General features: G+C 63.0%; 20 protein-coding genes. 11 read left to right on the forward strand and 9 right to left on the reverse strand.

Going from position 1 to position 20,560, the window contains the following annotated elements; all coding sequences use genetic code 11:
• Positions 1-690: 690 nt before the first annotated feature.
• Complete coding sequence (mtr, locus tag ACNQS7_RS10355; protein ID WP_033719500.1) at positions 691-2,070, reverse strand: mycothione reductase; 1,380 nt, start codon at positions 2,068-2,070, stop codon at positions 691-693.
• Between the two features lie 589 nt (positions 2,071-2,659).
• On the opposite strand from mtr, the gene mdlC reads away from it, so the two are divergent.
• Together mdlC and ACNQS7_RS10365 are read left to right on the forward strand one after the other, a co-directional pair.
• Entirely contained in the window at positions 2,660-4,252 is a 1,593-nt protein-coding gene (gene mdlC, locus ACNQS7_RS10360) for a benzoylformate decarboxylase (protein ID WP_075545907.1), read from the forward strand.
• Positions 4,253-4,540: 288 nt separating this feature from the next.
• The gene (locus ACNQS7_RS10365; protein ID WP_272896424.1) at positions 4,541-5,257 is read left to right on the forward strand and encodes a superoxide dismutase; all 717 of its coding nucleotides are present in this window, start codon (positions 4,541-4,543) and stop codon (positions 5,255-5,257) included.
• A gap of 185 nt (positions 5,258-5,442) precedes the next feature.
• Here the strand turns inward: ACNQS7_RS10365 and ACNQS7_RS10370 are convergent, their stop codons facing one another.
• On the reverse strand, positions 5,443-5,910 hold the full coding sequence (locus tag ACNQS7_RS10370; protein WP_033719501.1) for a GNAT family N-acetyltransferase: 468 nt from the start codon (positions 5,908-5,910) through the stop codon (positions 5,443-5,445).
• A gap of 558 nt (positions 5,911-6,468) precedes the next feature.
• Here ACNQS7_RS10370 and ACNQS7_RS10375 point away from each other — a divergent pair.
• Both ACNQS7_RS10375 and ACNQS7_RS10380 read left to right on the forward strand, forming a co-directional pair.
• Positions 6,469-7,377 (forward strand): alpha/beta fold hydrolase, encoded by a 909-nt coding sequence (locus ACNQS7_RS10375; protein ID WP_080691824.1) that lies wholly within the window; start codon positions 6,469-6,471, stop codon positions 7,375-7,377.
• A complete protein-coding gene (locus tag ACNQS7_RS10380) occupies positions 7,374-7,925 on the forward strand; it encodes an Mpo1-like protein (RefSeq protein WP_075545908.1) in 552 nt (183 codons plus the stop codon). The genes ACNQS7_RS10375 and ACNQS7_RS10380 overlap by 4 nt, the downstream gene beginning before the upstream one ends.
• 3 nt (positions 7,926-7,928) lie before the next feature.
• On the opposite strand, the gene ACNQS7_RS10385 is transcribed toward ACNQS7_RS10380, so the two are convergent.
• From ACNQS7_RS10385 to ACNQS7_RS10400, 4 genes are all read right to left on the reverse strand, one after another.
• Positions 7,929-8,510, reverse strand: a complete 582-nt coding sequence (locus tag ACNQS7_RS10385; protein WP_050594270.1) for a TetR/AcrR family transcriptional regulator — start codon at positions 8,508-8,510, stop codon at positions 7,929-7,931.
• A 270-nt stretch (positions 8,511-8,780) separates the two neighbouring features.
• Positions 8,781-9,191, reverse strand: coding sequence for a YHS domain-containing (seleno)protein (locus tag ACNQS7_RS10390; RefSeq protein WP_050594578.1), 411 nt, complete (start codon positions 9,189-9,191; stop codon positions 8,781-8,783).
• Positions 9,192-9,548: 357 nt separating this feature from the next.
• On the reverse strand, positions 9,549-9,824 hold the full coding sequence (locus ACNQS7_RS10395) for a zf-HC2 domain-containing protein (RefSeq protein WP_033719504.1): 276 nt from the start codon (positions 9,822-9,824) through the stop codon (positions 9,549-9,551).
• Positions 9,814-10,488 (reverse strand): RNA polymerase sigma factor, encoded by a 675-nt coding sequence (locus tag ACNQS7_RS10400; RefSeq protein ID WP_225345393.1) that lies wholly within the window; start codon positions 10,486-10,488, stop codon positions 9,814-9,816. Before ACNQS7_RS10400 ends, ACNQS7_RS10395 begins: the two co-directional genes overlap by 11 nt.
• 101 nt (positions 10,489-10,589) lie before the next feature.
• On the opposite strand from ACNQS7_RS10400, the gene ACNQS7_RS10405 reads away from it, so the two are divergent.
• Both ACNQS7_RS10405 and ACNQS7_RS10410 read left to right on the forward strand, forming a co-directional pair.
• Entirely contained in the window at positions 10,590-11,126 is a 537-nt protein-coding gene (locus tag ACNQS7_RS10405; RefSeq protein ID WP_033719505.1) for a carboxymuconolactone decarboxylase family protein, read from the forward strand.
• 291 nt (positions 11,127-11,417) lie between these two features.
• Positions 11,418-12,194 carry a DUF427 domain-containing protein gene (locus tag ACNQS7_RS10410; protein ID WP_033719530.1) on the forward strand — a complete coding sequence of 259 codons (777 nt, stop codon included), beginning with the start codon at positions 11,418-11,420 and terminating at the stop codon, positions 12,192-12,194.
• A 152-nt stretch (positions 12,195-12,346) separates the two neighbouring features.
• On the opposite strand, the gene ACNQS7_RS10415 is transcribed toward ACNQS7_RS10410, so the two are convergent.
• A complete protein-coding gene (locus ACNQS7_RS10415) occupies positions 12,347-12,880 on the reverse strand; it encodes a hypothetical protein (protein ID WP_306420368.1) in 534 nt (177 codons plus the stop codon).
• A 44-nt stretch (positions 12,881-12,924) separates the two neighbouring features.
• Positions 12,925-14,184 (reverse strand): molybdopterin-dependent oxidoreductase, encoded by a 1,260-nt coding sequence (locus ACNQS7_RS10420; protein ID WP_236723054.1) that lies wholly within the window; start codon positions 14,182-14,184, stop codon positions 12,925-12,927.
• Between the two features lie 408 nt (positions 14,185-14,592).
• Between ACNQS7_RS10420 and ACNQS7_RS10425 the strand changes: the two genes are divergently transcribed.
• Positions 14,593-15,105, forward strand: a complete 513-nt coding sequence (locus tag ACNQS7_RS10425) for a YkgB family protein (protein WP_033719506.1) — start codon at positions 14,593-14,595, stop codon at positions 15,103-15,105.
• Positions 15,106-15,200: 95 nt separating this feature from the next.
• Here the strand turns inward: ACNQS7_RS10425 and ACNQS7_RS10430 are convergent, their stop codons facing one another.
• On the reverse strand, positions 15,201-15,809 hold the full coding sequence (locus ACNQS7_RS10430) for a TetR/AcrR family transcriptional regulator (protein WP_033719507.1): 609 nt from the start codon (positions 15,807-15,809) through the stop codon (positions 15,201-15,203).
• A 63-nt stretch (positions 15,810-15,872) separates the two neighbouring features.
• Between ACNQS7_RS10430 and ACNQS7_RS10435 the strand changes: the two genes are divergently transcribed.
• From ACNQS7_RS10435 to ACNQS7_RS10450, 4 genes are read left to right on the forward strand one after another with little or no spacing between them, the layout of a single operon-like run.
• Positions 15,873-17,915: an FAD-dependent oxidoreductase gene (locus tag ACNQS7_RS10435; RefSeq protein ID WP_033719508.1), complete on the forward strand. Its 2,043-nt coding sequence runs from the start codon at positions 15,873-15,875 to the stop codon at positions 17,913-17,915.
• Positions 17,912-18,919: a fumarylacetoacetate hydrolase family protein gene (locus tag ACNQS7_RS10440; protein WP_075545910.1), complete on the forward strand. Its 1,008-nt coding sequence runs from the start codon at positions 17,912-17,914 to the stop codon at positions 18,917-18,919. Before ACNQS7_RS10435 ends, ACNQS7_RS10440 begins: the two co-directional genes overlap by 4 nt.
• On the forward strand, positions 18,916-19,398 hold the full coding sequence (locus ACNQS7_RS10445) for an SRPBCC domain-containing protein (RefSeq protein ID WP_080691825.1): 483 nt from the start codon (positions 18,916-18,918) through the stop codon (positions 19,396-19,398). The genes ACNQS7_RS10440 and ACNQS7_RS10445 overlap by 4 nt, the downstream gene beginning before the upstream one ends.
• Positions 19,395-20,396, forward strand: coding sequence for a saccharopine dehydrogenase family protein (locus ACNQS7_RS10450; protein ID WP_033719509.1), 1,002 nt, complete (start codon positions 19,395-19,397; stop codon positions 20,394-20,396). The genes ACNQS7_RS10445 and ACNQS7_RS10450 overlap by 4 nt, the downstream gene beginning before the upstream one ends.
• Positions 20,397-20,560 lie beyond the last annotated feature (164 nt).

Here is a 20,560-nt window from a genome sequence, read left to right on the forward strand (position 1 = left end):
ACTTCTGGCTTCGTTGCGTACCCACCGCTAGAGGTGCCGAACCCATCGCGCAAAGACGCAAGGCCGCCACTACGCGTGGCCACCTTCTGATCGCCGAAGTCGCGCGCGGTGGTGTGTTCACAGACTTCGGCTCTGTGTTGGAAACGGCGTGCTCCCGAGGCCCTTCGCTGTTCAGCCACCACTTCAGCCTTTCCCACAAACACTGCCTGCACCATCGCCTGTACGTTGAGCCCCCGCCACCGTCAGACAACCGGGCTTGACCCTGCCCATCCGGACAGGTCCGTCGGTTCCGGCGGAGAATTGAGCAGTCCGAGTTGGTTTCCAGGCGCCCTCGCAATACTTCTCCTGATTCCTGAGGATGTGGTGACAGCATCGCCTCGGGTGAAGACGGGGCCGGCGGCGAGTCGGTGTAGGCGGCCTGCCAGACGTCAGCGCCTCATGGCACTGCGGCCTCGCGGACGGAGCGTGGAAACCGCAGCATCCCCCAGCAGTTCTCGACCTACTGCACGGAGCTTGTTGGCAGCGTTGCGCTATTGGGTCGGCTCGATGCCAGCCCGCGGCTTGTCAATCCTCGCAGAGGATTACCAGCACACGCCGGCGCCGCTCTACCATCCTGCCGCTGGACAATGACGCAGTCGAGCCGACCTTCAATCCAAGACTTTAGGATTCGCCCAGGGTGCCGGGAGGGAGTCAGCTCAGCCCCAGTAGGGCGTTCTCCACCACTTCGGGCAGCGCGGGGTGGATCCAGTACTGGCCGCGGGCCATCTCGTGGGCGGTGAGGCCGAAGCTCATCGCCTGGATCAGCGGCTGAATCAGCGAGGACGCCTGGTAGCCCATGAAGTGCGCGCCTAACAGCTGGCCGGTGCTGCGCTCGGCGATCAGCTTGACGAGTCCGGTGGTGTCCTCCATCGCCCACCCGTAGGCGATAGCGCCATAGTCCTGGATCTTGACCAAGATGTCGAACCCGTTTGCCACGGCTTGGTTTTCGGTCAATCCGACGCTGGCTAACTGGGGATCGGTGAACACCGCCGACGGAACGAACCGGTGATCGGTGACGGCCATCGACCCCGTGTCATCCCAGTCGCAGAGCAAATTTCGCTGCACGACACGGGCCTCGTGGTTGGCGACATGCTTGAGCTGAAACGGCGAAGACACGTCGCCGAGTGCGAAAATCCCATGGGCGGAGGTCCGTTGAAATTTGTCGACGACGACGCGGCCGTACTCGAGGGCGACTCCGGCCTGCTCTGCGTCCAGCAGGTCGGCATTGGACACCCTCCCTGTTGCGACCAGCAACGCGTCCGCATCCAGGATGCTTCCGTCGTCGAGTTGCAGCGACACACCCGAGTCCCGATTCTGTCCGCCAACGACATTGCGGTGGGTCCGCAGTTCCCACTTGTCCGCCACCACGCGGGTGAACCGTTCGCAGATGGTGTCATCGCAGTGCCGCAGCAGGCAACTGCCACGGACCACCAGTGTCACGCGTGAACCTAGGGCGGAGAAGACATGGGCGAACTCGGCCGCTACGAAACCACTTCCGACAATGACCAGGTGCTCGGGCAGCGCGGGTATCCGCATGATGGTGTCGCTGGTGTGGTATCTGAGCCCGGAGGCGGTGATTGCCGGCGGAACCGTCGGTCGCGAACCTGCGGCGATCACCACCTGGTCGGCGGTGAACTCCTCGCCGACGTTCGTACGCAGCAGATAACGCCCATCGGCAGCGACCGGCCCGAAACGCGTATGGCTGCGGTAGACGTCGATGTTGGGAGCCGACCGGCGGTAGTCTTCGCCGCTGGGCCCGATCGGATCGATCCGCCCAAACACCCGCGACACGATGTCCGTCCAGCGCACCCCGTCGATATGCGCATCCACGCCATACCGGGCCGCACCCCGGATCGTTTTGGCCACCTCGGCGGCGTAGACGAACATCTTGGTCGGAATGCACCCGACGTTCAGACACGTACCGCCGAAGGTGCCCTGCTCGCAGATCGCCACCCGCTTGGCCGCATAGTGTTCGTTGTAAATACTGTTGCCCGAACCGGTTCCGATGATCGCGAGATCGTAGGTCTCCATCGATACGTCACCCTTTCCCCGACTGGCTCTCGAGCGGGACCGAGGCGTCGGCGTCATTGAGCCTGCTGAGATGTTCGTCGAGCCAGCGGTCCACACGGCAGCAGGACTGCCGGTGCGGATCCGAAAGCCACACCGTACGCGGGTTTGGCCGGCACTCCGCGCGTTCAGCCGACCGAAGCACGTTCGAGCATGCCGGGCGGTTCATCGGCACCGTTCCGATCCATCCGTCCGCCGTAGCCCTTTGACATGCCCGACTGCAGAAACTGGTCGCATGTGGATGCTCGCGTTGCTTGTTGCATGGCCGACGCGGCGATCTGCCATGGCGACCGACCGCGCGGCGAGAGCTGTCACAGCCTACCTTTCGATCTCAAGCCGACGATCCTGCATCGGGCTGCGGGGTCGGGCCAATGACACACGGTATATCTCTGTGGTGCGCGCGAAGTTCGGACGTTCCACCGATACGCTACGGTAGCTTAGACTGATCAGTACAGTGCGGCAACGCGCTGCCCGCGTTGGCTCGCGTGATGGCCTCGCCATCTCGACGGGCATGCGCTAGGTTGACGGACCCGTGAGTTTGAGGAGACCTCTGATGCCGACGGTGCGCCAGCGGACCTACGACATGCTGCGAGCCCACGGAGTGACGACATTCTTCGGAAATCCTGGGTTCACCGAGTTGCCTTTTCTCACCGACTTTCCGGCGGATTTCACCTACTACCTAGGTCTGCAAGAAGCGGCCGTCGTAAGTATGGCTGACGGCTATGCGGGTGTGACGGGTATGCCGGTGGTTGTGAATCTGCACAATGCACCAGGTGTGGGCAACGCGATGGGCAATCTCAAGACAGCGTTTCACAACAAGACGCCGCTGATCATCACCTGTGGTCAGCAGCGCCGTGATATGTGCCTTTACGAGCCGGGCTTTTACAACCGGGACGCCCGCGACCTGCCTAAGCCGTATGTGAAGTGGTCCTACGAACCTCAACGCGCGCAGGACATTCCCGCCGCCTTCCAGCGCGCGATCCACATCGCCTGTCAAGAGCCGCAGGGGCCTGTCTTTCTGGTGCTGCCGGTAGATGATTGGGAGCGCGAAGCAGACCCGTTGCCACTCGTCATTCGTCGGGTCTCTACCCGCGTTGCGCCTGACCCGCAGGCATTGGCGTCAGCCGCAGGGCGTATCGCGGCCGCCAGAAACCCCTGTTTGATCGCTGGGGCCGCGATTGACCGAGCGGGAGCGTGGGATGAGATGGTCGCGCTTGCCGAAAAGTTGCGTGCCGCCGTGTACGGCGCGCCGGCCGCGAGTCGTGCGGCTTTTCCCGAGAACCATCGACTCTTTCGCGGTGCTTTGGTGTTTGACCGGGAACTGCTCCGTCATTGGCTTGAGGATCACGACTTGCTAGTCGTGGTCGGCGCAGCGGTTTTCGACTTCGACATGGGAGGCATGGGTCCGGTCCTGCCCGAAGATAGCGACTTATTGCTGTTCACCGATGATCCCGAAGAGGCCGCCCGCGCGCCCGCAGGCGACGCTGTGCTGGGCAACGTCAAGTTAGCGCTTACGACCCTGGCCCAGGCGGTGCCGGAAACGACTGCCACCTGGCCGCAGACAACACCCAACATGCCAACCCCGGCTACGGGGGATCCGATACAACCGCACGCCTTATTCGCTCTACTGGAAGAACTTCGACCAAAAGATGGTGCCGTGGTGTTGGAGGCGTCTTCTCACGCCTCGGCAATGCACATGCGAATGCCGATCACCGTGCCACAAGGTTTCTTCTACGCCGGCGTGGGCGGTATCGGCAATGGCTTGCCCACCGCGGTAGGGGTGCAACTTGCGCAACCTGACCGCCGCGTCATTTGCGCAACCGGTGACGGAGCGATGCTCTACACGTTGCAGGCTTTATGGACGGCAGCCCAACATCAGGCGCGCATAGTCGTGGTAGTCCTCGACAACGCAGGTTACGCCGTTCTCAAGGAATCCGGCGATTACCTCGGCGTTGGTCATGACCAGCCGGGATTGGACACACCCGGCGTAGACCTGGTCAAGCTGGCCGAAGGATTCGGCGTACCCGGCATCCGGGTGGAACAGTACGCGGGGCTGCGCTCCGCGTTCGAGCAAGCCCTTGCCGCTGACGGGCCAATGCTGTTGAGCGTCAGGGTCGATCCGACCCTGCGACCGCTTCTGTCGTGACAACGCACGCTCTGGCCACAAGCCTTATGCGTTCCGTGCTGGGTTGTCCCGCAGCGTTTTACAGCTGGGAGGAAGCACCGGATTCGCCGAGCTGTGCGCAGTGTCGTTGGATAACAGTCTCGGCTCCGGTTTCGGTTGTAAGGTGCGGCTCAGCTGTGCAACAGCACAGCGGTCCTCCTCTACAACTTTTGGATAGCGCGCGGTTAGACCGATCGATGGGGTCAGCTGTGACCGTCCGGGCACTGGCAGGTTGGCGGCATCAGGCGCACGCTTGATCTGGCCGTGCAGATGCAGGCGCAGAAAAAATTTGGGAATCCGACGTCAACGAACGGAGTTCACCCCATGTCGAGCGGAACGCAAGCCGATGCTTTCACCGGGTACGTCCTGCCCCCGTTGCCCTACGGCTACGACGCGTTGGAACCCTACATTGATGCAGCCACGATGGAGCTGCACCACAACAAGCATCACCAAACTTATGTCGACAAACTCAACGCCGCGATCGCCCCGTACCCACAGTTGCACGGACTGATCATCGAAGATCTGCTCCGCCGCCTCGATGAGGTGCCAGACGAGATCCGCCAGACCGTGCGCGAACAAGGTGGTGGACACGCCAACCATCAGTTCTTCTGGAAGGTGATCGGGCCACCGCGCGACACGACACCGCAAGGTGCTTTGGCCGACGCACTCAAGCGCGACTTCGGCGGTCTTGACGCATTCAAGGAGCAATTCGCGACCGCCGCGGCCAAGCAATTCGGTTCGGGCTGGGCATTTCTCGTGATCAACCCCGGCACCAAGAAGCTGGAGATCCTCACGCTTCCTAACCAGGACAGCGTCTTGCTCTACGGTCGACCCGGTTTGCTGGCTTGCGATGTGTGGGAGCACGCCTACTACCTGCGATATCAGAACCGCCGAGCCGAGTATTTGGACGCTTGGTGGAATGTTGTGGCGTGGGACGTCGTTTCCCGCCGACTGGACAACTTTAACGCCGGTAAACAACAACTCTGACGGTGACGCCGAAGGACATTGCTTCGCGCTGGGGCGGTGTTGGCGAGACACACGATAGTAAGGGTGAGTTCTCAGACTAGGTCGACCGCGCCGAGGCATCCAAATCGTCCTCGCGGCCGGAAGCGGTGGGGCGGAGTCACAGAGCGTAGCTGTCCCGAGTCACTCCAGTTACCCGTTGATGGGCGTCAGCCGAGGCGCTTGTAGAAGACGATCTTGTCGTCGCCGTCGTCGTAAAACTCGCGAATGCGTGCTTCCTCAGTGTAATTGAGCGTGCGGTAGAAGCGGCGGGCACGCTCAAACTCCGGAAGCGATGATGTCTCGACTAGCAGAATGCGTTCACCAGCATCGGCGAGAGACCGCTCGAGATGACCCATGAGTTCAGCGCCAATGCCTCGCCCGTGAAGCTGCGGCAGGACACCGATTGCGAGGACATTCCACGTACCGGTTGTCATTCGTTCGGGTTCGCAGAACGCAAAGCCAGCAAGAAATTGACCGGCTTGGTGTCCAATCCAGATCTGCCGATTGTCGGGTCGTGTGAAGTAGGGCTCGATCATCTTCTCGAGCATCGTCGACGGGAACAGACCGACCGCCTCGACAATGCGCTTGATTTGGGCAACGTCGTCACGCCGGATCGGGCGCACTAGAGAGCTCATCGTGAGTAACGAAGTGTCACATAGTTTGTCGGCGCGGCCGCTAACCATCTCGGAGGCCGAGTCGCGACAACGTGTCCGCTCTGCTGCGCAGCAGCGGCGTGTTCCTTTGCTACAGAGGGCAATATGTTCCTTTCGATGGAGACGATCGACGGCAAGCAGAGACTAGACTCAACAGTACAACTCGTTGTTGCTGTTGCCATCCTCCCGAGGCCGGAACTTTGCATTACTGATTGCTGCTGCCCAGCGTTGCAGGCAGCCGAGCACCGTTACGCTTCCGTGCTCGAAATACCCGCAGTGCTATTCAGGCGCCGACTCGACGCGGCGACCAAAGCCTTCCACTTTCGACCCGACGCAGATGGCTGCATGACTACGTGGTCGGCGGCGACAGCGGAGCCTCGCCCCTGCCCTCGTCGAGCGGGAAGAGTTAACCCCGCGAACCGCCTTTAGGCGTCCCCGGCGTGACCCGAAAGCAGGAGCGGGCCAGTTGCGCGAGCTTGCGGGACCTGGAATAGTGACCGACTGGTCGGTCACTTAGGGAACGCGTGGGAAGGAATTTTTATGAATCGGCAGTCGGTCAGGTGCGCGCGGCCCGCTTCCGGAGGACTCGCAGCCGGCATTGCTCTGAAAGCTGCCGTGGGCGCAGCGCGCCCAGTCGAGATCATCGACGCCTGTGGCTCATCCGTAGCCATCAAGCGGTGGGGTCACGGCGTACCAGTGTTGTGTCTGCACGCGATAGGTCACGGCAGCGGAGACTTCGCGTCTATGGCTTCCCGTCTAGGCAACCACTTCGAAATCGTGGCAGTCGATTGGCCGGGGCACGGCCACTCACCCGACGACGGCCGACCCATGCGCCCCCAGCACTTCGCCGAACTTGCACTGGCGGTCGTGGATCGGCTCCAATTGACGCGTCCGATCGTTGTTGGCAACTCGATCGGTGGTGCGGCGGCGCTTATTGCCGCCGCAACCGTGCCCGAGGCGTTCGCGGCGGTCGTGCTATGCAATGCCGGTGGACTGGCGCCGGTCGATCGGACCGCTCGGCTGGCCACCTCGCTGATGGCCTGGTTCTTCGAAGCGGGCGCGCGCGAAGCCAAATGGTTCCCAGCAGCTTTCGGCTTTTATTATCGATGCCTCGTCCTACCGCGTGCGGCGGCCAAGGAGCAACGTCGCAACATCATCAGCGCCGGGAGCGCCGCTGCGCCTCTGCTGGCCGACGCGTGGCGCGGTTTTGGCGAGCCTGACGCCGATCTCCGGGCGCTGGCACCCCACGTGGCGGCGCCGGTGTGGCTGGCGTGGGCCCAACGAGACCGATTTGTGTCGTGGCGTCGTTCCAGAGCCGCCGCTGAGACGTTCCGCCGCAGGCGGGTCACGCAGTTTAACGCGGGTCATTCTGCCTTTATGGAGGAACCCGACCGATTCGCTGCAGAGTTCGCTCAATTCATCGCCGAAACGGTACAGGAACGGCAATGACGGACTTCAACAGAATCATGGCGTCGTACGAATCGATTCACCGTTCACCGGCCAATCGGGCGTTGCATGCAATCGGTATTCCCATGATCGCAATCTCGGCGCTGGGCATGCTCAGCCTGGTACGGATGTCTGATCACGGCGCAGCCACGTTGATCAACGGGGCGGCCGTCGCAGTAGCAGCGGCCTCGTTGGTGGTAACGCGCTGGTCTGTGCGTGCCGGAATAGGCTTCCTCGCCTTTAGCACGATCTCCTGCGGAATAGCGGACGCCATGGCGACCCAGTGCGAAACAGCCTATGCTGTAACGAGTTTCGCGGCCACGTTTGTAGCTGGGTGGGCGGTCCAGTTCGTCGGACATGTATTCTTCGAACGAAGGGCCCCGCAGTTCACCCGGCGGCCAGAAAATCTGTTGCTTGGTCCGGTGATGATTGTTGCCGAGGTGTTTCCCGCGCTGCGCCGGAGTGATCCGGCTATGTGTTCAGCGAGCGCGAGCTCTGGCGAGGACTCCGACGTTGACCGTCTTGAGCACGCGCCTTGCCGGGATCTGTGAACTTCATTCCTGCCGAGGAAGCGTGAACGCATATTGCAGTGTTCGACGAGTCGCGAGGTCGGGTCCGCCTGCCTCCAACTCGATTAGGGCGCACTCGCCGGCAGCGGCGACCCACAAATCGGCCGCTCGCTGGGGCTCCGGCCAGCCCATGGCGGCAAAGTCCGTCGCGACGAACGCTGCGCTGAGCTTCGAACGCGCTCGCACCTCATCCTGGATCGCCAGCGAACCGCGGGCTTCTAGGATCAATGCGCGCACTCCGTGATTCTCGAGGCAGTAATCCAGATACACCGTAGCCATCCGGTTAAGACGGTCCGGGCCGGCGGGCAACGTCGTCGCCACGGACCGCACCTGCTCGAACATTGCGTCGTGGAAGTGACGGTGCAGCGACACGAGGTATGCCCCACGATCGCTGAAATGGTGGAAAAATGTTCCCTTTGAGACGCCTGCGTATTGGACTACAGCATTGACGCTCATGTCATTCAAGCCGGTGACTTCCGCCATGCGCAGTCCGGCCTCGATGAGCCGACGCCGCGTGCGCTCAGCACTGGCGCGCCGCGCGGGCTGAGATTGCTGAAACGATGCCATGGCTCCCTACAATGTCTGCGAGTGTTGTCAAAACTTGGCGTCGATTATGACTGGAAGCCAAACACACAGGTCAAGCAATGACGGTAGCGCTATCGATGGCCGCCGATGGACTACGACCGGCCTATCCCGTGCCCTAAACCGTCTCGTGGGCAACTGTCTCATGGGCAACCATCGTTTCGGCCGAGCGAAGGACATCTGGGGCTGGACTTGGCGGACCGCAGACCCTCGCATGTCGAACGTCCGCCAAGCCCGGCCAGATGTTACCTCTGCTTACTTGCCGTGCTCGCCGACTAGGCCGGGCCAGTTTCCGTCGGCCTTGGCCAGGTTGCCGTCATAATCCTTATCGAACTCGCTGCGGAGGCCTGCGTTCAAGATCACCGTGAGTTTGCCGTCCCGCACCTCCCAGGTGTTGATGATGTCGGCCGGGAACAGGGCGCCCACCGAGACCCCGAATGCGCAGAAGCCGCCAAACTGTGGGACGTACCTGTCCGGGTTGGCGTTGAACATCTGCTGGTGTGCGCTGGTGGCAAACATGTAGCGCGCGCCGTGATGCTCGGCGGTGATGCTCGGATCACCGTTGACGGGCTCGTTGTCAGTGACAAAAGCGACCGGATCAAAGCCGTCGAGAGCGAAGCCGCTGGCCCCGGCAATGTTGACGAGGGCGCGCGAGTGGGTGGACATGGATCTCTTTCTCCGTTCATTTGTTCGGACTCGCCGCCCAACTGCGACGAGCAGAGATTAGACATCAAAGACCCCCGCCCCGTTACAACCATCGAGCAACTTCACCCACAAAGTTTCAGTCGCCTTCCGGTGACGGCAACTTTCCCGGGGGCCGACCGACGGCCTCTCGTGAACCACTCAAGCGTTGCTGTGAGAATCGTGTTTGCCGCTGGGATTCGTCAGCCGCAAATCGCCGATCGGTCGGCAACCGCGTCAATCGCTCCGGTAGCGCTTCGACAGATGGGTCATCTATCGGCGCTTCTGCCGTATATACCAGGCCGCCAACTGACTCGGGTGAGTTGCGCATGCCGTCATTCGCTAGTCGTGACTATGTCGGCGAAACTCGTCCATCAGCGCGTCGAAGTTGGTGGGACGGATCTCGATCGACTCCTGCCGCGCCGCTCGCGTAATCCATATCGTCCGTCGAATTTGGTCTACGTACACTCTGCACGCTTCGCACAGGCTCGTGTGCTGCTCGAAGCGAGCCAAGTCTGTTGCCACTAGGGCCGTTTCGAGATAATCAGTGACCAACGCGACGGCGTCCGCGCAGGCAATGCGCAAGTCGTTAGCGATGAAGGCGTCGTCAGCGCTCATCGAGGTACACCTCCAGCAAGTTGCGTAGTACGGCGCGGCCTCTGTGCAACAACACACGTTGGTTCGCCGCTGATATGCCGAGCGCCTCGCATGTCTCCTCGCTCGACCAGCCCTCGATGTCACGCATCGACACCACCTCACGTTGAGCACTCGGCAGCCTGCGCAGCCCATCAAGTACCACCGCACGAACCTCCGCCGACATCAGCCGCTGCTCGGGTAAAAGGTCCCACCGGCCAGGCACATCACGCCAGTAGTGTGCTCCGAGTTCAGGATGGGCCATTCGATCCGGATCAACCGACGGCCGCACGTCGGTTTCGGGCCCGGCCGTCGCGTACGGCACCGTATTGAACTGACCCCGCGCGAGGCTGCGCACACGGTTGAGGACGACGCGCACGATCCACGTGCGGAGGCTCGCGCGACCTTCGAACTTACCGATGGACCGCACCACCGAGAGCCATGCATCTTGCACTGCGTCCTCGGCCATCGCTGCGTGAACATAGACGCTGGCCATCCGCACCAACGGAGCGTGCAGGGTTTCGACAAGGGCGCTAAATGCTTGTGCATCGCCGGCTTTCAGCGCCGTAATCAGATCGGCCTCGGTTTTCCACCGATCGTCAGGAACCGTCCGCGTTTCGACCACCACCTCGGTATCGAACTCCTTCATCTGCGGCTGTAACGGAATCGGACACGATCGTCACTACACAGTATCCGCTGCGCCAACTGCGCCGCGGTTCCCGAAAGATTCACCCGCTGAAGGAGAACATCATGAGCAACCTGCCCCTCGTAACCGACGCCACTGCGGCTCCCGACCAAGCAGCGGCCCTATCCGCGGTCAAGAAAGCCATGGGCGCAGTCCCCAACCTGACCCGCGCGATGGCACACAGCCCCGCGCTGCTGCACGGCTATTTGGGCCTGGCAGGCGGCCTCGACCGCGGCACGCTCGACAGGTCCACCCGCGAACGATTGGCCATCGCGATCGCCCAATCCAACGCGTGCTCCTACTGCTTGTCGGCGCACACCTACCTCGGGCAGAAGGTCGCCGGCCTCAGCGCTGAGCAGGTGGCCGCAGCGCGCAAGGGCGACGCCGACGACGCGAAGACCGCAGCACTTCTCACGTTTGCTGTGACTGTCAACGAACACCGCGGACAGATCGATGACTCTGCCCTTGCCGCCGTACGTCACGCCGGCGCAAGCGACGCTGAGATCGCCGAAGTGATTGGCCACGTAGGGCTCAATGTCCTGACCAACTACTTCAACAATGTCGCCCACACCGACATCGACTTCCCTGTCGTGTCAGCGTGATCGTCGCCTCGGCTCGACGAAGCATCTGCTTGGCAGGCTTCGTCGAGCCGAGGCGTTGTGGGTCAGGACCAGCACTGTACCATTACGTACAGAAAGAAGAGCCGACGCGAAGTGAGGCCCGTTATCTCGTCTGAAAACAGCCTCGCTTGAGTGGCCGCGATGCACCCCGAAGCATTCAAACGCTAGGTGGTCCAACGAATATTTCATCGGCGGGTTCGGTCTCGAGTACCGAGGTTCTGCGCCATGCCATCAACGCGTCACGACCATTCCCAGCCAGCCGAAGGAGCTGTGATGATTCCAGAATCCACTAATCCGCACCGGGACTACCCTCAGATGGCGGCCGACCGTGGGCGCATCGAACCGGTCCCACGCCGGGTTCGTGGCTACTTCAACGGGATCCTGGTATTCGACACGAAGGCGGCCCACTACGTCTGGGAGGTGGCGTATTACCCGCAGTACTACGTGCCTATCGAGGACGTCGACACGTTGTGCCTGGTCGACGAGCAGCACACCCAGAAACTCCAGCTAGGGTCCTCGCGGCTGTTCTCGCTGGCAGACGGCAACCGCACGGTTAAGTCTGCTGCGCGCCTTTACGATACCGGTCCGCTCGCGGGGAGTTTCCGCTTCGACTGGGACGCGCTCGACTGGTTCGAGGAGGACCAACCGCTCATCGGCCACCCGCGCAGCCCGTATGTCCGGGTGGATGCGCTACGCTCGCACCGTCACGTCAGAATCGAACTCGACGATGTCCTACTGGCGGAAACCGAGTGTCCTGTACTACTTTTCGAGACGGGTTTACCTACTCGCTACTATATTGACCGCACCGACATCGACTTCTCGCATCTGAAGCCCAGTCCAACACAGACCATTTGTCCGTATAAGGGGATCACCTCAGGCTATTGGTCGGTGGAGATCGGAGAGCGTCTTCACCCGGATCTGGCCTGGACATATCGGCATCCTACGATCTCCGTCGTGGAAATCGCCGGGATGGTCGCGTTCTACAACGAGAAGCTAGACATCTACGTCGACCAAGCGCTGCTGTCGCGACCCAGCACACACTTTGGGTGACTGACGCCGCGAACCCTCTCCTCAACTCGGTGCTTTCATATAAACGATGAGATATTCTGTGCAACAATTTATTTCGGTAGCTTAGGTAAGTACTCGACCTTCTGTGCGTCGAAAGACATGACATGCTCGTGTTGGTGCGCGAAGTGAGGAATTCATTGCGGATTGTCGGTTCGCCGGCCGTCGGCACTTACCGGCACCCGAACATCGTCGCCCTCAACGTTCTCGCCGGCGACCGGCTTGGTCAGCGCTACCCGCACTACGAAACAGATTGCGCTCACGAGGTAGAACCCGGCAGTCAGCAACAACCAACGCGAGAAGTACGGCGCCTGAGTCAGCCCTGTCGCCATCTGATATGTCGACGCCCCTTGTTCGATGATGCCAGGCAGGAAGAGCAAGAGGATCAACCCGCTTGCCACGGTGGGTAAGCGGATGTAATTGACGATCAAAATATCGCGTACCGAGCGATGACGAACGGCCCCATTCGGTAATGATCTCGCAGGGATCAGGCGTTCCGCCATCGCGTAAAGCGGAAACAGGACCAAGTCATGAGCGATGATGGCGACAGCGAACCAGACAGCGATCGACTGCCACCAAACTCTCCGGTTGAAAAGTTCTTCGAGGCCGAGGATTGATACTGCGTAACCCCCAAGTGCCAGCGCGGAGAGCAACACGATGAGGTGCAGCAATCGCTCACCGTACAGTCGTCGTCCCACACCTAGCAGGTAACGCATCATGTCGTCCGGAAGTCGATAGAAGACACCCACTTGGTGCAATGCACACCAGGAAGAGCCGGAACAATGATTCGTGCCGGATAACCGTGGTCAAGCGAAAGGTCGGCGCCGTTGACTTGGAACGCCAGAAGCGATCGCGGGTCCACGATTTGATTACTTTGCAGCACAGCGTGATTGAAGCTTCCGAAACGTTCCAGCGATGACACGAGTGCAGAACCAGGCCGTGGAAGTCCGACCGCCGCCGCGAGGTCGCCGAGCCGGATCCCCGTCCATTCCTGCGTTGTCGACCACCCTTCGACACAAGCGATCGGCAGTTTCACCGTGTGGTGCGGCATCGCCGCCAGCTGCGTGCGATCCAGTGCTATATCGCCAACGCCGACGAGTCGCAGATGCCAGTCTGCTCCGGTAAACCTCGAATCGATCCCTGCGGCAACTGCGGTGCGGTTGATCTGGAAATCAGTTGGGCCCGTGCCGTAGCTACGTCCTCGTGGCAGCAGCACCGCCGCGCGACGCATGACTCCCCCGATAGTCTGGCCCGCGCTCAGCACTCCGACAAGCGCGCTCCCACCGGCGACGACGGCCAGCATGCCGCGGCGACTCAGAGTCGCCGGATCGGGATTTCGCGCCACCAGTCCGTCCTCATCGGACGGTTCCGGGACCGTGTCAATTCTCGAGGTTGCCAGGACGCTTCGCATCGATCGTGAGCGTAGACCGGTCATCATTTTGCTGAACTTGATGCTGACATGGGCAACGAAACCGGCGATGAAGACCCAAGCCCCGAAGTAGTGGGCGGTGTAGAAGCTGAAACCGAAGATGTAGTCGTACTGGATGTTCAACACGCCGGTGACGATCTCGAACAGTATTCCGCCCACCAGCATCAGCAGCGAGACGCGCTCGAGGATGGCGGCGATTGATCGCGCCGGAGGCCAGCTGAAAAGGCGTGGGATCACAGACCATAACTTGGCGAGAACTACGGGAATGATGATCAGCCCCAGTCCGACGTGCAGGCCCTGTGTCAGGCGGTACAGCCAGCTCGGCCTGGTGGGCCAGTCGAAGGTAGGCAGCTTGAGTAGGCCCACGTCGAACGGGATGGCCTGGCCAAATTGGGGGCCATAAGCAATGTATGACAGCAGACCGGTCAAGATGACGACAGGCAATACGACCAACAGAATGAGTCCGAACACCGATGTCAGCCACGGACCCCGTAGTGGACTGCGCCACCTGATCAGCAAAAGACCCGGCGGAGGACGCTTTTCCAGTGCCCGCCATAACGCCGCGGGAAAGCCATATCCCTCGACGTGTTCGCCAGTTGGCGCCGATGAAGGAGCGCCATTCTCGGCGCGGCCAGTTGGAGAAGCGGTCGAATCGCCTTCGGGCGGTGTAGAGGTCGTCACGTCGGACTCGAGCCTCATCTCGTGTTGGGCAGTAGTCGGCGACCGTTCTGACTGCGTCAAGCAGAAGTGTACCGTGCAGTACGCTTACGCCGCAGCCTGTAGATCGATGGCGACTTTCTGGCCTCCTCTGCCCGGAGTCACTGCGACCAGATCACGGCGGCTTCGAAGCCATAGGCAGCTGCAGGCGTGGGTCTGGCACCGGTGTAACGCTCTGCACTCTGGCGGTCACTAACCGGTGACCCGTTTTCACCGAACCTCTTGGATGGAGTTCTGATGCACACTCCGCACGCACCCCTGGCAAAAGCTGCTGATGTCATCAGCACTCTCGGCGGAGTCATATTGCGCTACGGACTGTGCATTCCGCTGGCCTGGATCGGCTTACAGAAGTTCACGATTCAGGAGGCCCAGGCAATCAGTCTGTTCATCAACAACCAACCCCTGATGAGCTGGCTGTACAACATCTTCAGCCTTCAGGGGTTGTCCAGTGCGCTGGGCACTATCGAGATCGCCGCCGCCGTACTGATCGCGAGCCGGCCGGTCTCGGCCTGGGCCGCGGCCACCGGCAGTGCCATCGCCGTCTTCCTTTTCCTGTCGACGCTCAGTTTCTTGTTTACTACCCCAGGCGTGGTCGAGAATTCGTCTGTATATGTTCCGTTGCTCACCGACACCGGCGGCTTTCTGATCAAAGACATTGCTCTGCTGGGTGCGGCCACGTGGACGCTGGGTGAGGCGCTGCGTGCCGCTTGGGAGCGTCGATCGGCCAGGGTGTCGATACAGACTGTGTGACCGACGGCGATGGTCGGCCGCCCGTTCTATATCACTCGAATGCTCGGCAGCGCCAACAACTTGCGGTCAACGCTCGCATGGCACAAACGAAGTGGTTAGCGGCCGGCACCCAGGCCGCGGGCGAGGACGGTGACCAGCCGGCTCAGTTGGCGCCGGTAGGCCTGCACGGTCAGTGTTGCGTCTTCTTTGGCGCCTCGGGCGGCGTCGTAGATGACGTCGGCGGCGGTCGCTGGTGTGAGACCGACGTCGCTCAGGTTGATGGTTCCGGCACGATCAGCGTTGGCCAAGAGCTCACGCAGCAGCCGCGTGGAGCGTTGACGCGAGTCACGGGTGATGTCCCCGCAGGTGCGACTGTTCTCGTCGAGTAGCTCTGCACCATAGGGCGACGAGGCGGTCAGGGCCACGAACGGCGCAAAGCGCGCCGACAGGACGGCGTAGAGCTGATCGGCGATTGGCGCGTCGGGGACGGCGGCATCGGCCATGGCGCGGATGCGGTCGTCATGCAGTTGCGCGACAATGGTGCGAAACACCTCCTGTTTGGAGGCGAAGTGCGCGTAGACAGTCGGGCGGGAGACTCCGGCGGCCGCAGAGATTGACTCGATGGAGGCGCGGCGAAAACCCACCTCAAGGAATTGACGGCGGGCGGCATCCACGATGGCATCGCGTGCACGCGTCCCACGCAGCTGCCCTTCGGAGGCTGACACACGCCAGAGTATAGAGCCCAACAATATCTTGACACTTTTATTGGTTTCGTAAACGATTATTGGATGGTCGTCAAGGAGTCCGGGTTCCCGAGGTTGCTGTCGCCGTGGAGGATTCGCCACAGCCAGATCCGTAACCGCGTCGTCTTCCCACCGACCTGTCCCACCTGGGTCGACGATCCGTGGTCGGGGCGCTTCACCGATCAGGCGGTGGCGTATTACCGCGAACGTGCCGCTGGCGGGGTGGGGTTGATCATCATCGGCGCCACCCACGTTCACCCGTCCTCTTTGGCCGCGCCGCTCACGGTGGGCTCGCTGTATGACAATCGCGCGATCCCGCCGTTGGCCCGGGTGGCCGAGGCCGTGCATGCCGAGGGCGCCAAGCTCGCAATTCAGTTGCTGCACACCGGGGTTCGATCGATGCTGGCGTTCAAGCAGGACACCCGTTTTGACCCGGACGCGGAGTGGTTCTCGCGCGCACCGTCGCAGATCCCGCTGGGCGAAACTCCCGGGGCGATGACGCCGAAGGCCATGGACGATGGCGAGATCGAAGAGATCATCGACGCTTTCGGTGCGGCGGCGGCGCGGGCGGTCGCCGCAGGCCTGGACGGCGTCGAATTCCACCTCTCCCATGGTTACCTGCCATGGCAGTTCCTGTCCCCGCTCTACAACCACCGCGACGACGCATGGGGCGGGGATTTTGAGCGCCGGCTGCAATTCCCGGTCCGCTGTTTGGACGCGATGCGCTCCGCGGTCGGCGACCAGCCGTTCCTCGGATACCGGATCAACTCCACGTCATTTTGGCCGGGTGACCTTGAGACGCCCGACGTGGTCGAGGTGGTACGCGAACTTGAAAAGCGTTGCGACGTGGACTACGTGTCGGTGTCCGCCGGGGTCCACCACGCATTCATCCACACCCCGATGCATTTCGAGCAGGGCTGGGAGCGCGACTTGGCCTCCCCGATCAAGGCGGTGTCGGGGAAGCCGGTCCTGATGGTGGGACGCATCACCGAGCCGCGGGTGGCCGAGCAGCTATTGGTCGAGGGCCACGGCGACGCGGTGTGCTTGGGGCGCCAGCTCTTTGCCGACCCGGACTGGGTCACCAAGGCCGAACAAGGCCGGCCAAAGGATATCCGCCGCTGCGTCGCGGCCAACCTGTGCTGGAAGACTGCGATGCAGGGCCGTCGCGTGCAGTGTGTCTACAACCCGGCGATGGGCCGCGAAGCAGCATGGGGTCGAGGCACGCTCCGTCGCGCCGACGCGCCGCGCCGCGCGCTCGTCATCGGGGCGGGTCCCGCAGGCCTCGAGTACGCGCGGGTAGCAGCGGCACGCGGGCACACCGTCACCGTCGTGGAGGCCGCCGACCAGGTCGGCGGTCACGCGCTACTGCAGTCGCGGCTGCCCACCCGCGCCGAGTACGGACGCATCGGTACCTGGCTGGGTGAGCAGGCCGTCGGCAACGGCGCGCAAATACGTACCGGGGTGCGTGTGGATGGCGCTCTCCTTGACGAGCTGCTGGCCGAGCTGCAGCCCGACCATGTGGTGCTGGCTACCGGCTCGCGCGCCGCCCGCGACGGCTTCCAGGGTTGGACCGGGCAGCCGGTGCCGGGGTGGCAGAGCGGCCGCACCGCGGGCTGGGATGAGGTAGCTGAGGGCAGCGTGACACCCGACGGCACTGTCGTGGTCGTTGACGATCAGTCCGATGTGGTGGCCCCTCTGACCGCCGTGCTGCTCGCGCAGCGCGGCGCGCAGGTGTCGCTGGTAACGCGGTGGCCGATGGTGGGGATGGAGACGATCCTCGACGTCTACCTTGAGTGGATTTACCCCCAGTTGTATGCCGCCGGTGTCGAAATGGTGCGCGACCACTGGATCACCGGCATCGACGGCAAGCAGGTGACACTGTCGCTGGTGCATGACCCTACCGGCGGCACAACCCGGCAGGTCACTGCCGACTGGATCGTGATGGCCACCGCGCGTCACTCCCAGGACGCACTCGCACAACCGCTGCGGGAACGCGAGGTCTCGTTCGAGGCCATCGGTGACGCCGTCGCACCCCGCGGCACCTACGAGGCGGTCTACGAGGGGCACCGCCAAGGCCGCAAGCTATGAGGCTGCGCGTGGTCGGCGGATCCGGCGGGGACACCGTCGCGGCGTGGGATGAGCCGCGTGAGCGGTGGTTGCCGATCGCGGACGCGCTGGCCCGCCCCGAGGTGTCTCCATCGCTGCGTGCGGTGCTGAGTGCCTGTTCGAGCGACGTGGTGACGTTTCTTGCTGCCGGTGCCCCGGCCCGCGCGGCGGTACGCGAGCTGGCCAAGCACGTTGCGTCGCAGCGTTTTACGCCCGATCTGAGCTCACGGCTGCCGTTTTCCGCGCGCTCGCTGCGGCCCTTCCTGCTCTCACCGAGTCATTCCGAGGGTGTCGCCCGAGGCATGCTGGCACGCTACGCGCCACGCGCGGCCCGCGTGGCCGGCGTGTACGAGCGCCTCGCGGGCCGCCCAATCCCCCGGTTGCGGGTGCGGCCCATGATGCTTCACACCCCACTGCTCTACCAAGGCAACCATTGCGCGCTGGTTCCCGACGGAACACCCATCCCGGTGCCCCCGTACGGCCACGATCTGGACTTCGAACTGGAACTGGGCTTCGTGGTCTGCCATCAGGTCCGCGACGCCACCGTCAGCGCCTGCCGCGACGCGATCGGCGGACTCGTGTTGCTCAACGACATCTCACTGCGTGACACCCAATGGGAGGAAGTGCGGGGCAGCCCGCTCGGCCCGGTGAATAAGTGCAAGTCGTTTGCCACTGCCATGTCTAATGAGGTGCTCACCGCCGACGACGTGGTTGACGATATTGCTTCGCTGTCGGGGACCGTGGAAGTCAATGGCCAACAGTGGTGCCACGGTCGCGCCGATGACTTCGCGCACTCGCTGCAGGCGTGCCTCCACCGCGCGTGCGCCGGCGAGACGGTGTATGCGGGTGAACTCTTGTCCACCGGCACCCTGGCCGGTTGTAGCGGAATTGAGCTGGGCCGGTTACCGCCGCCCGGCGCGACAGTCAAGCTCATCGTGCCGCGGATCGGAACTGTGACGAATCGTTTTGGAGGGAGCACGAAATGAGCACTGTCCAGTGGCCCGCGGGCCACGAACCGGCCGGCGCCGCGATCCATGAGACCAACCTCGGAGCCAGCCGCGCCGCACCCGAGGCGGTCTGGGCATGGCTGGTGCGACCTGACCGCTGGCACGACTACTACGGCAACGCCAAGCGGATGCGTTCCCGCGGCGGCCCGTGGCCCGGCGTCGAGCTGGGCAGCCGCTTTTCCTGGGTGACGTTCGGCGCGCCGGTCACTACCGAAATCACCGAATACGAACCCCAGGAGCGGCTCGCCTGGACGGGCAGCGGCTTGGGTTCACGTGGCCATCACGCCTGGGTACTGACCGCCCGCAGCGACGGCGGTACCGACATCCGCACCGAGGAGACCCAACGCGGAGCAGCCTCGAAGCTGCTCAGTCCGGTCCTGGCGCCGGCGATGCGGCGCATGCACCAGCGCTGGGTCGACAACCTCGCCCGCATCGCCGAAAGCGGGCGGCGGCCGTGATCCTGCTCTACGGCGCCACCGGCTACACCGGGCGCCTGGTGGCGCGCACCTTCGCCGAGCAAGGCTTGCAGCCGGTGCTCAGTGGGCGGCGCGAAGACGCCCTTCGCGCGGTCGCCGATCCGCTGGGCCTCGACGTGCGGATCGGCGGATTGGACGACCTCGACCTATCCGCTACGCAGGCGTTGCTCAACTGCGCCGGCCCTTTTGGACGGACCCAAGCGCCGTTGCTGCGCCGCTGTGTGGACGCGGGCGTGGCCTATCTTGATCTCGCCGGCGAGGTCGACGAGCACCTGGCAGCAGCGGCCTGGAACGACCGGGCGCGCGCAGCCGGCGTCCTGGTGATGCCCGGCGCCGGGTATGGCATCGTGGCCTCGGACTGCCTCGCCGCCTACGTCGCGGAAACCTTGGTGGGCCCACCGGTTCGGGTTGAAGTGGCATTGAAGACGGTGGGCGCAGTGTCGCGCGGAACGGCCGAAGTAGTGCTCGGCTCGCTGCGCCGCCCGGGTGTGCGCAGGCGCAGCGGCGCCCTCGTCGCCTGCCGGGCCGGCCGGGCACGCATGAAAGTCGATTTCGGCGACGGTGATGGTCTGACCACTGTTGTCACTAACCCGTGGCGCGCAGACCTGGTGGCCTCGGTTCCGGCGGCTCCGTCCTATGACACCTACATGGCTTTCCCCACCCCGGTACGGATGATGATAGGCATTCCCCACGGCGGGCTACTACGCGCGGTGGCCCGCCGCCTGCCCGAGGGCCCCACCGACGAGGCTTTGGCCCAAGGTCGCAGTGCGGTGTGGGCACGAGCAACTGGCACCGGCGGCGCTCAAACCACCGCGGTGCTACGCGGTCCCGACGCGTACATCTTCACCGCCAAAGCCGCCGCCGCCTGCATGCGGCGCATCCTGGCCGGTGACGCGCCCCCCGGCGTGCACACACCAGCCAGCGCCTGGGGGTACGACCTTGCGTTGGAGATCGACAGGGTAGTGCGCGTCGACGTTTAGCGGCATGCGCCGCAACCGAGTTCGACCTCGCGGTCACGGTTGGCTGGCTCCCAGTTCGTCACCGCTGACCGTCATCCCTACGCTGCCGCACTTAGAAGACATGACCAACCTCGTACGGAGCCAGCTCATGCGAGCAGGATCTGTCCGGCAGATGGGACGTGTAA

The sequence above is a fragment of the Mycobacterium sp. 23 genome (assembly GCF_048287075.1).
Taxonomy (GTDB): domain Bacteria; phylum Actinomycetota; class Actinomycetes; order Mycobacteriales; family Mycobacteriaceae; genus Mycobacterium; species Mycobacterium gordonae_B.

What these genes read in the sequence shown, in the direction of transcription:
- mtr (WP_033719500.1), bottom strand. Translation starts at nt 2,070, where the DNA reads ATGGAGACCTACGATCTCGCGATCATCGGAACCGGTTCGGGCAACAGT.
- mdlC (WP_075545907.1), top strand. Translation starts at nt 2,660, where the DNA reads ATGCCGACGGTGCGCCAGCGGACCTACGACATGCTGCGAGCCCACGGA.
- ACNQS7_RS10365 (WP_272896424.1), top strand. Translation starts at nt 4,541, where the DNA reads ATGCAGGCGCAGAAAAAATTTGGGAATCCGACGTCAACGAACGGAGTT.
- ACNQS7_RS10370 (WP_033719501.1), bottom strand. Translation starts at nt 5,910, where the DNA reads ATGAGCTCTCTAGTGCGCCCGATCCGGCGTGACGACGTTGCCCAAATC.
- ACNQS7_RS10375 (WP_080691824.1), top strand. Translation starts at nt 6,469, where the DNA reads ATGAATCGGCAGTCGGTCAGGTGCGCGCGGCCCGCTTCCGGAGGACTC.
- ACNQS7_RS10380 (WP_075545908.1), top strand. Translation starts at nt 7,374, where the DNA reads ATGACGGACTTCAACAGAATCATGGCGTCGTACGAATCGATTCACCGT.
- ACNQS7_RS10385 (WP_050594270.1), bottom strand. Translation starts at nt 8,510, where the DNA reads ATGGCATCGTTTCAGCAATCTCAGCCCGCGCGGCGCGCCAGTGCTGAG.
- ACNQS7_RS10390 (WP_050594578.1), bottom strand. Translation starts at nt 9,191, where the DNA reads ATGTCCACCCACTCGCGCGCCCTCGTCAACATTGCCGGGGCCAGCGGC.
- ACNQS7_RS10395 (WP_033719504.1), bottom strand. Translation starts at nt 9,824, where the DNA reads ATGAGCGCTGACGACGCCTTCATCGCTAACGACTTGCGCATTGCCTGC.
- ACNQS7_RS10400 (WP_225345393.1), bottom strand. Translation starts at nt 10,488, where the DNA reads ATGAAGGAGTTCGATACCGAGGTGGTGGTCGAAACGCGGACGGTTCCT.
- ACNQS7_RS10405 (WP_033719505.1), top strand. Translation starts at nt 10,590, where the DNA reads ATGAGCAACCTGCCCCTCGTAACCGACGCCACTGCGGCTCCCGACCAA.
- ACNQS7_RS10410 (WP_033719530.1), top strand. Translation starts at nt 11,418, where the DNA reads ATGATTCCAGAATCCACTAATCCGCACCGGGACTACCCTCAGATGGCG.
- ACNQS7_RS10425 (WP_033719506.1), top strand. Translation starts at nt 14,593, where the DNA reads ATGCACACTCCGCACGCACCCCTGGCAAAAGCTGCTGATGTCATCAGC.
- ACNQS7_RS10435 (WP_033719508.1), top strand. Translation starts at nt 15,873, where the DNA reads ATGGTCGTCAAGGAGTCCGGGTTCCCGAGGTTGCTGTCGCCGTGGAGG.
- ACNQS7_RS10440 (WP_075545910.1), top strand. Translation starts at nt 17,912, where the DNA reads ATGAGGCTGCGCGTGGTCGGCGGATCCGGCGGGGACACCGTCGCGGCG.
- ACNQS7_RS10445 (WP_080691825.1), top strand. Translation starts at nt 18,916, where the DNA reads ATGAGCACTGTCCAGTGGCCCGCGGGCCACGAACCGGCCGGCGCCGCG.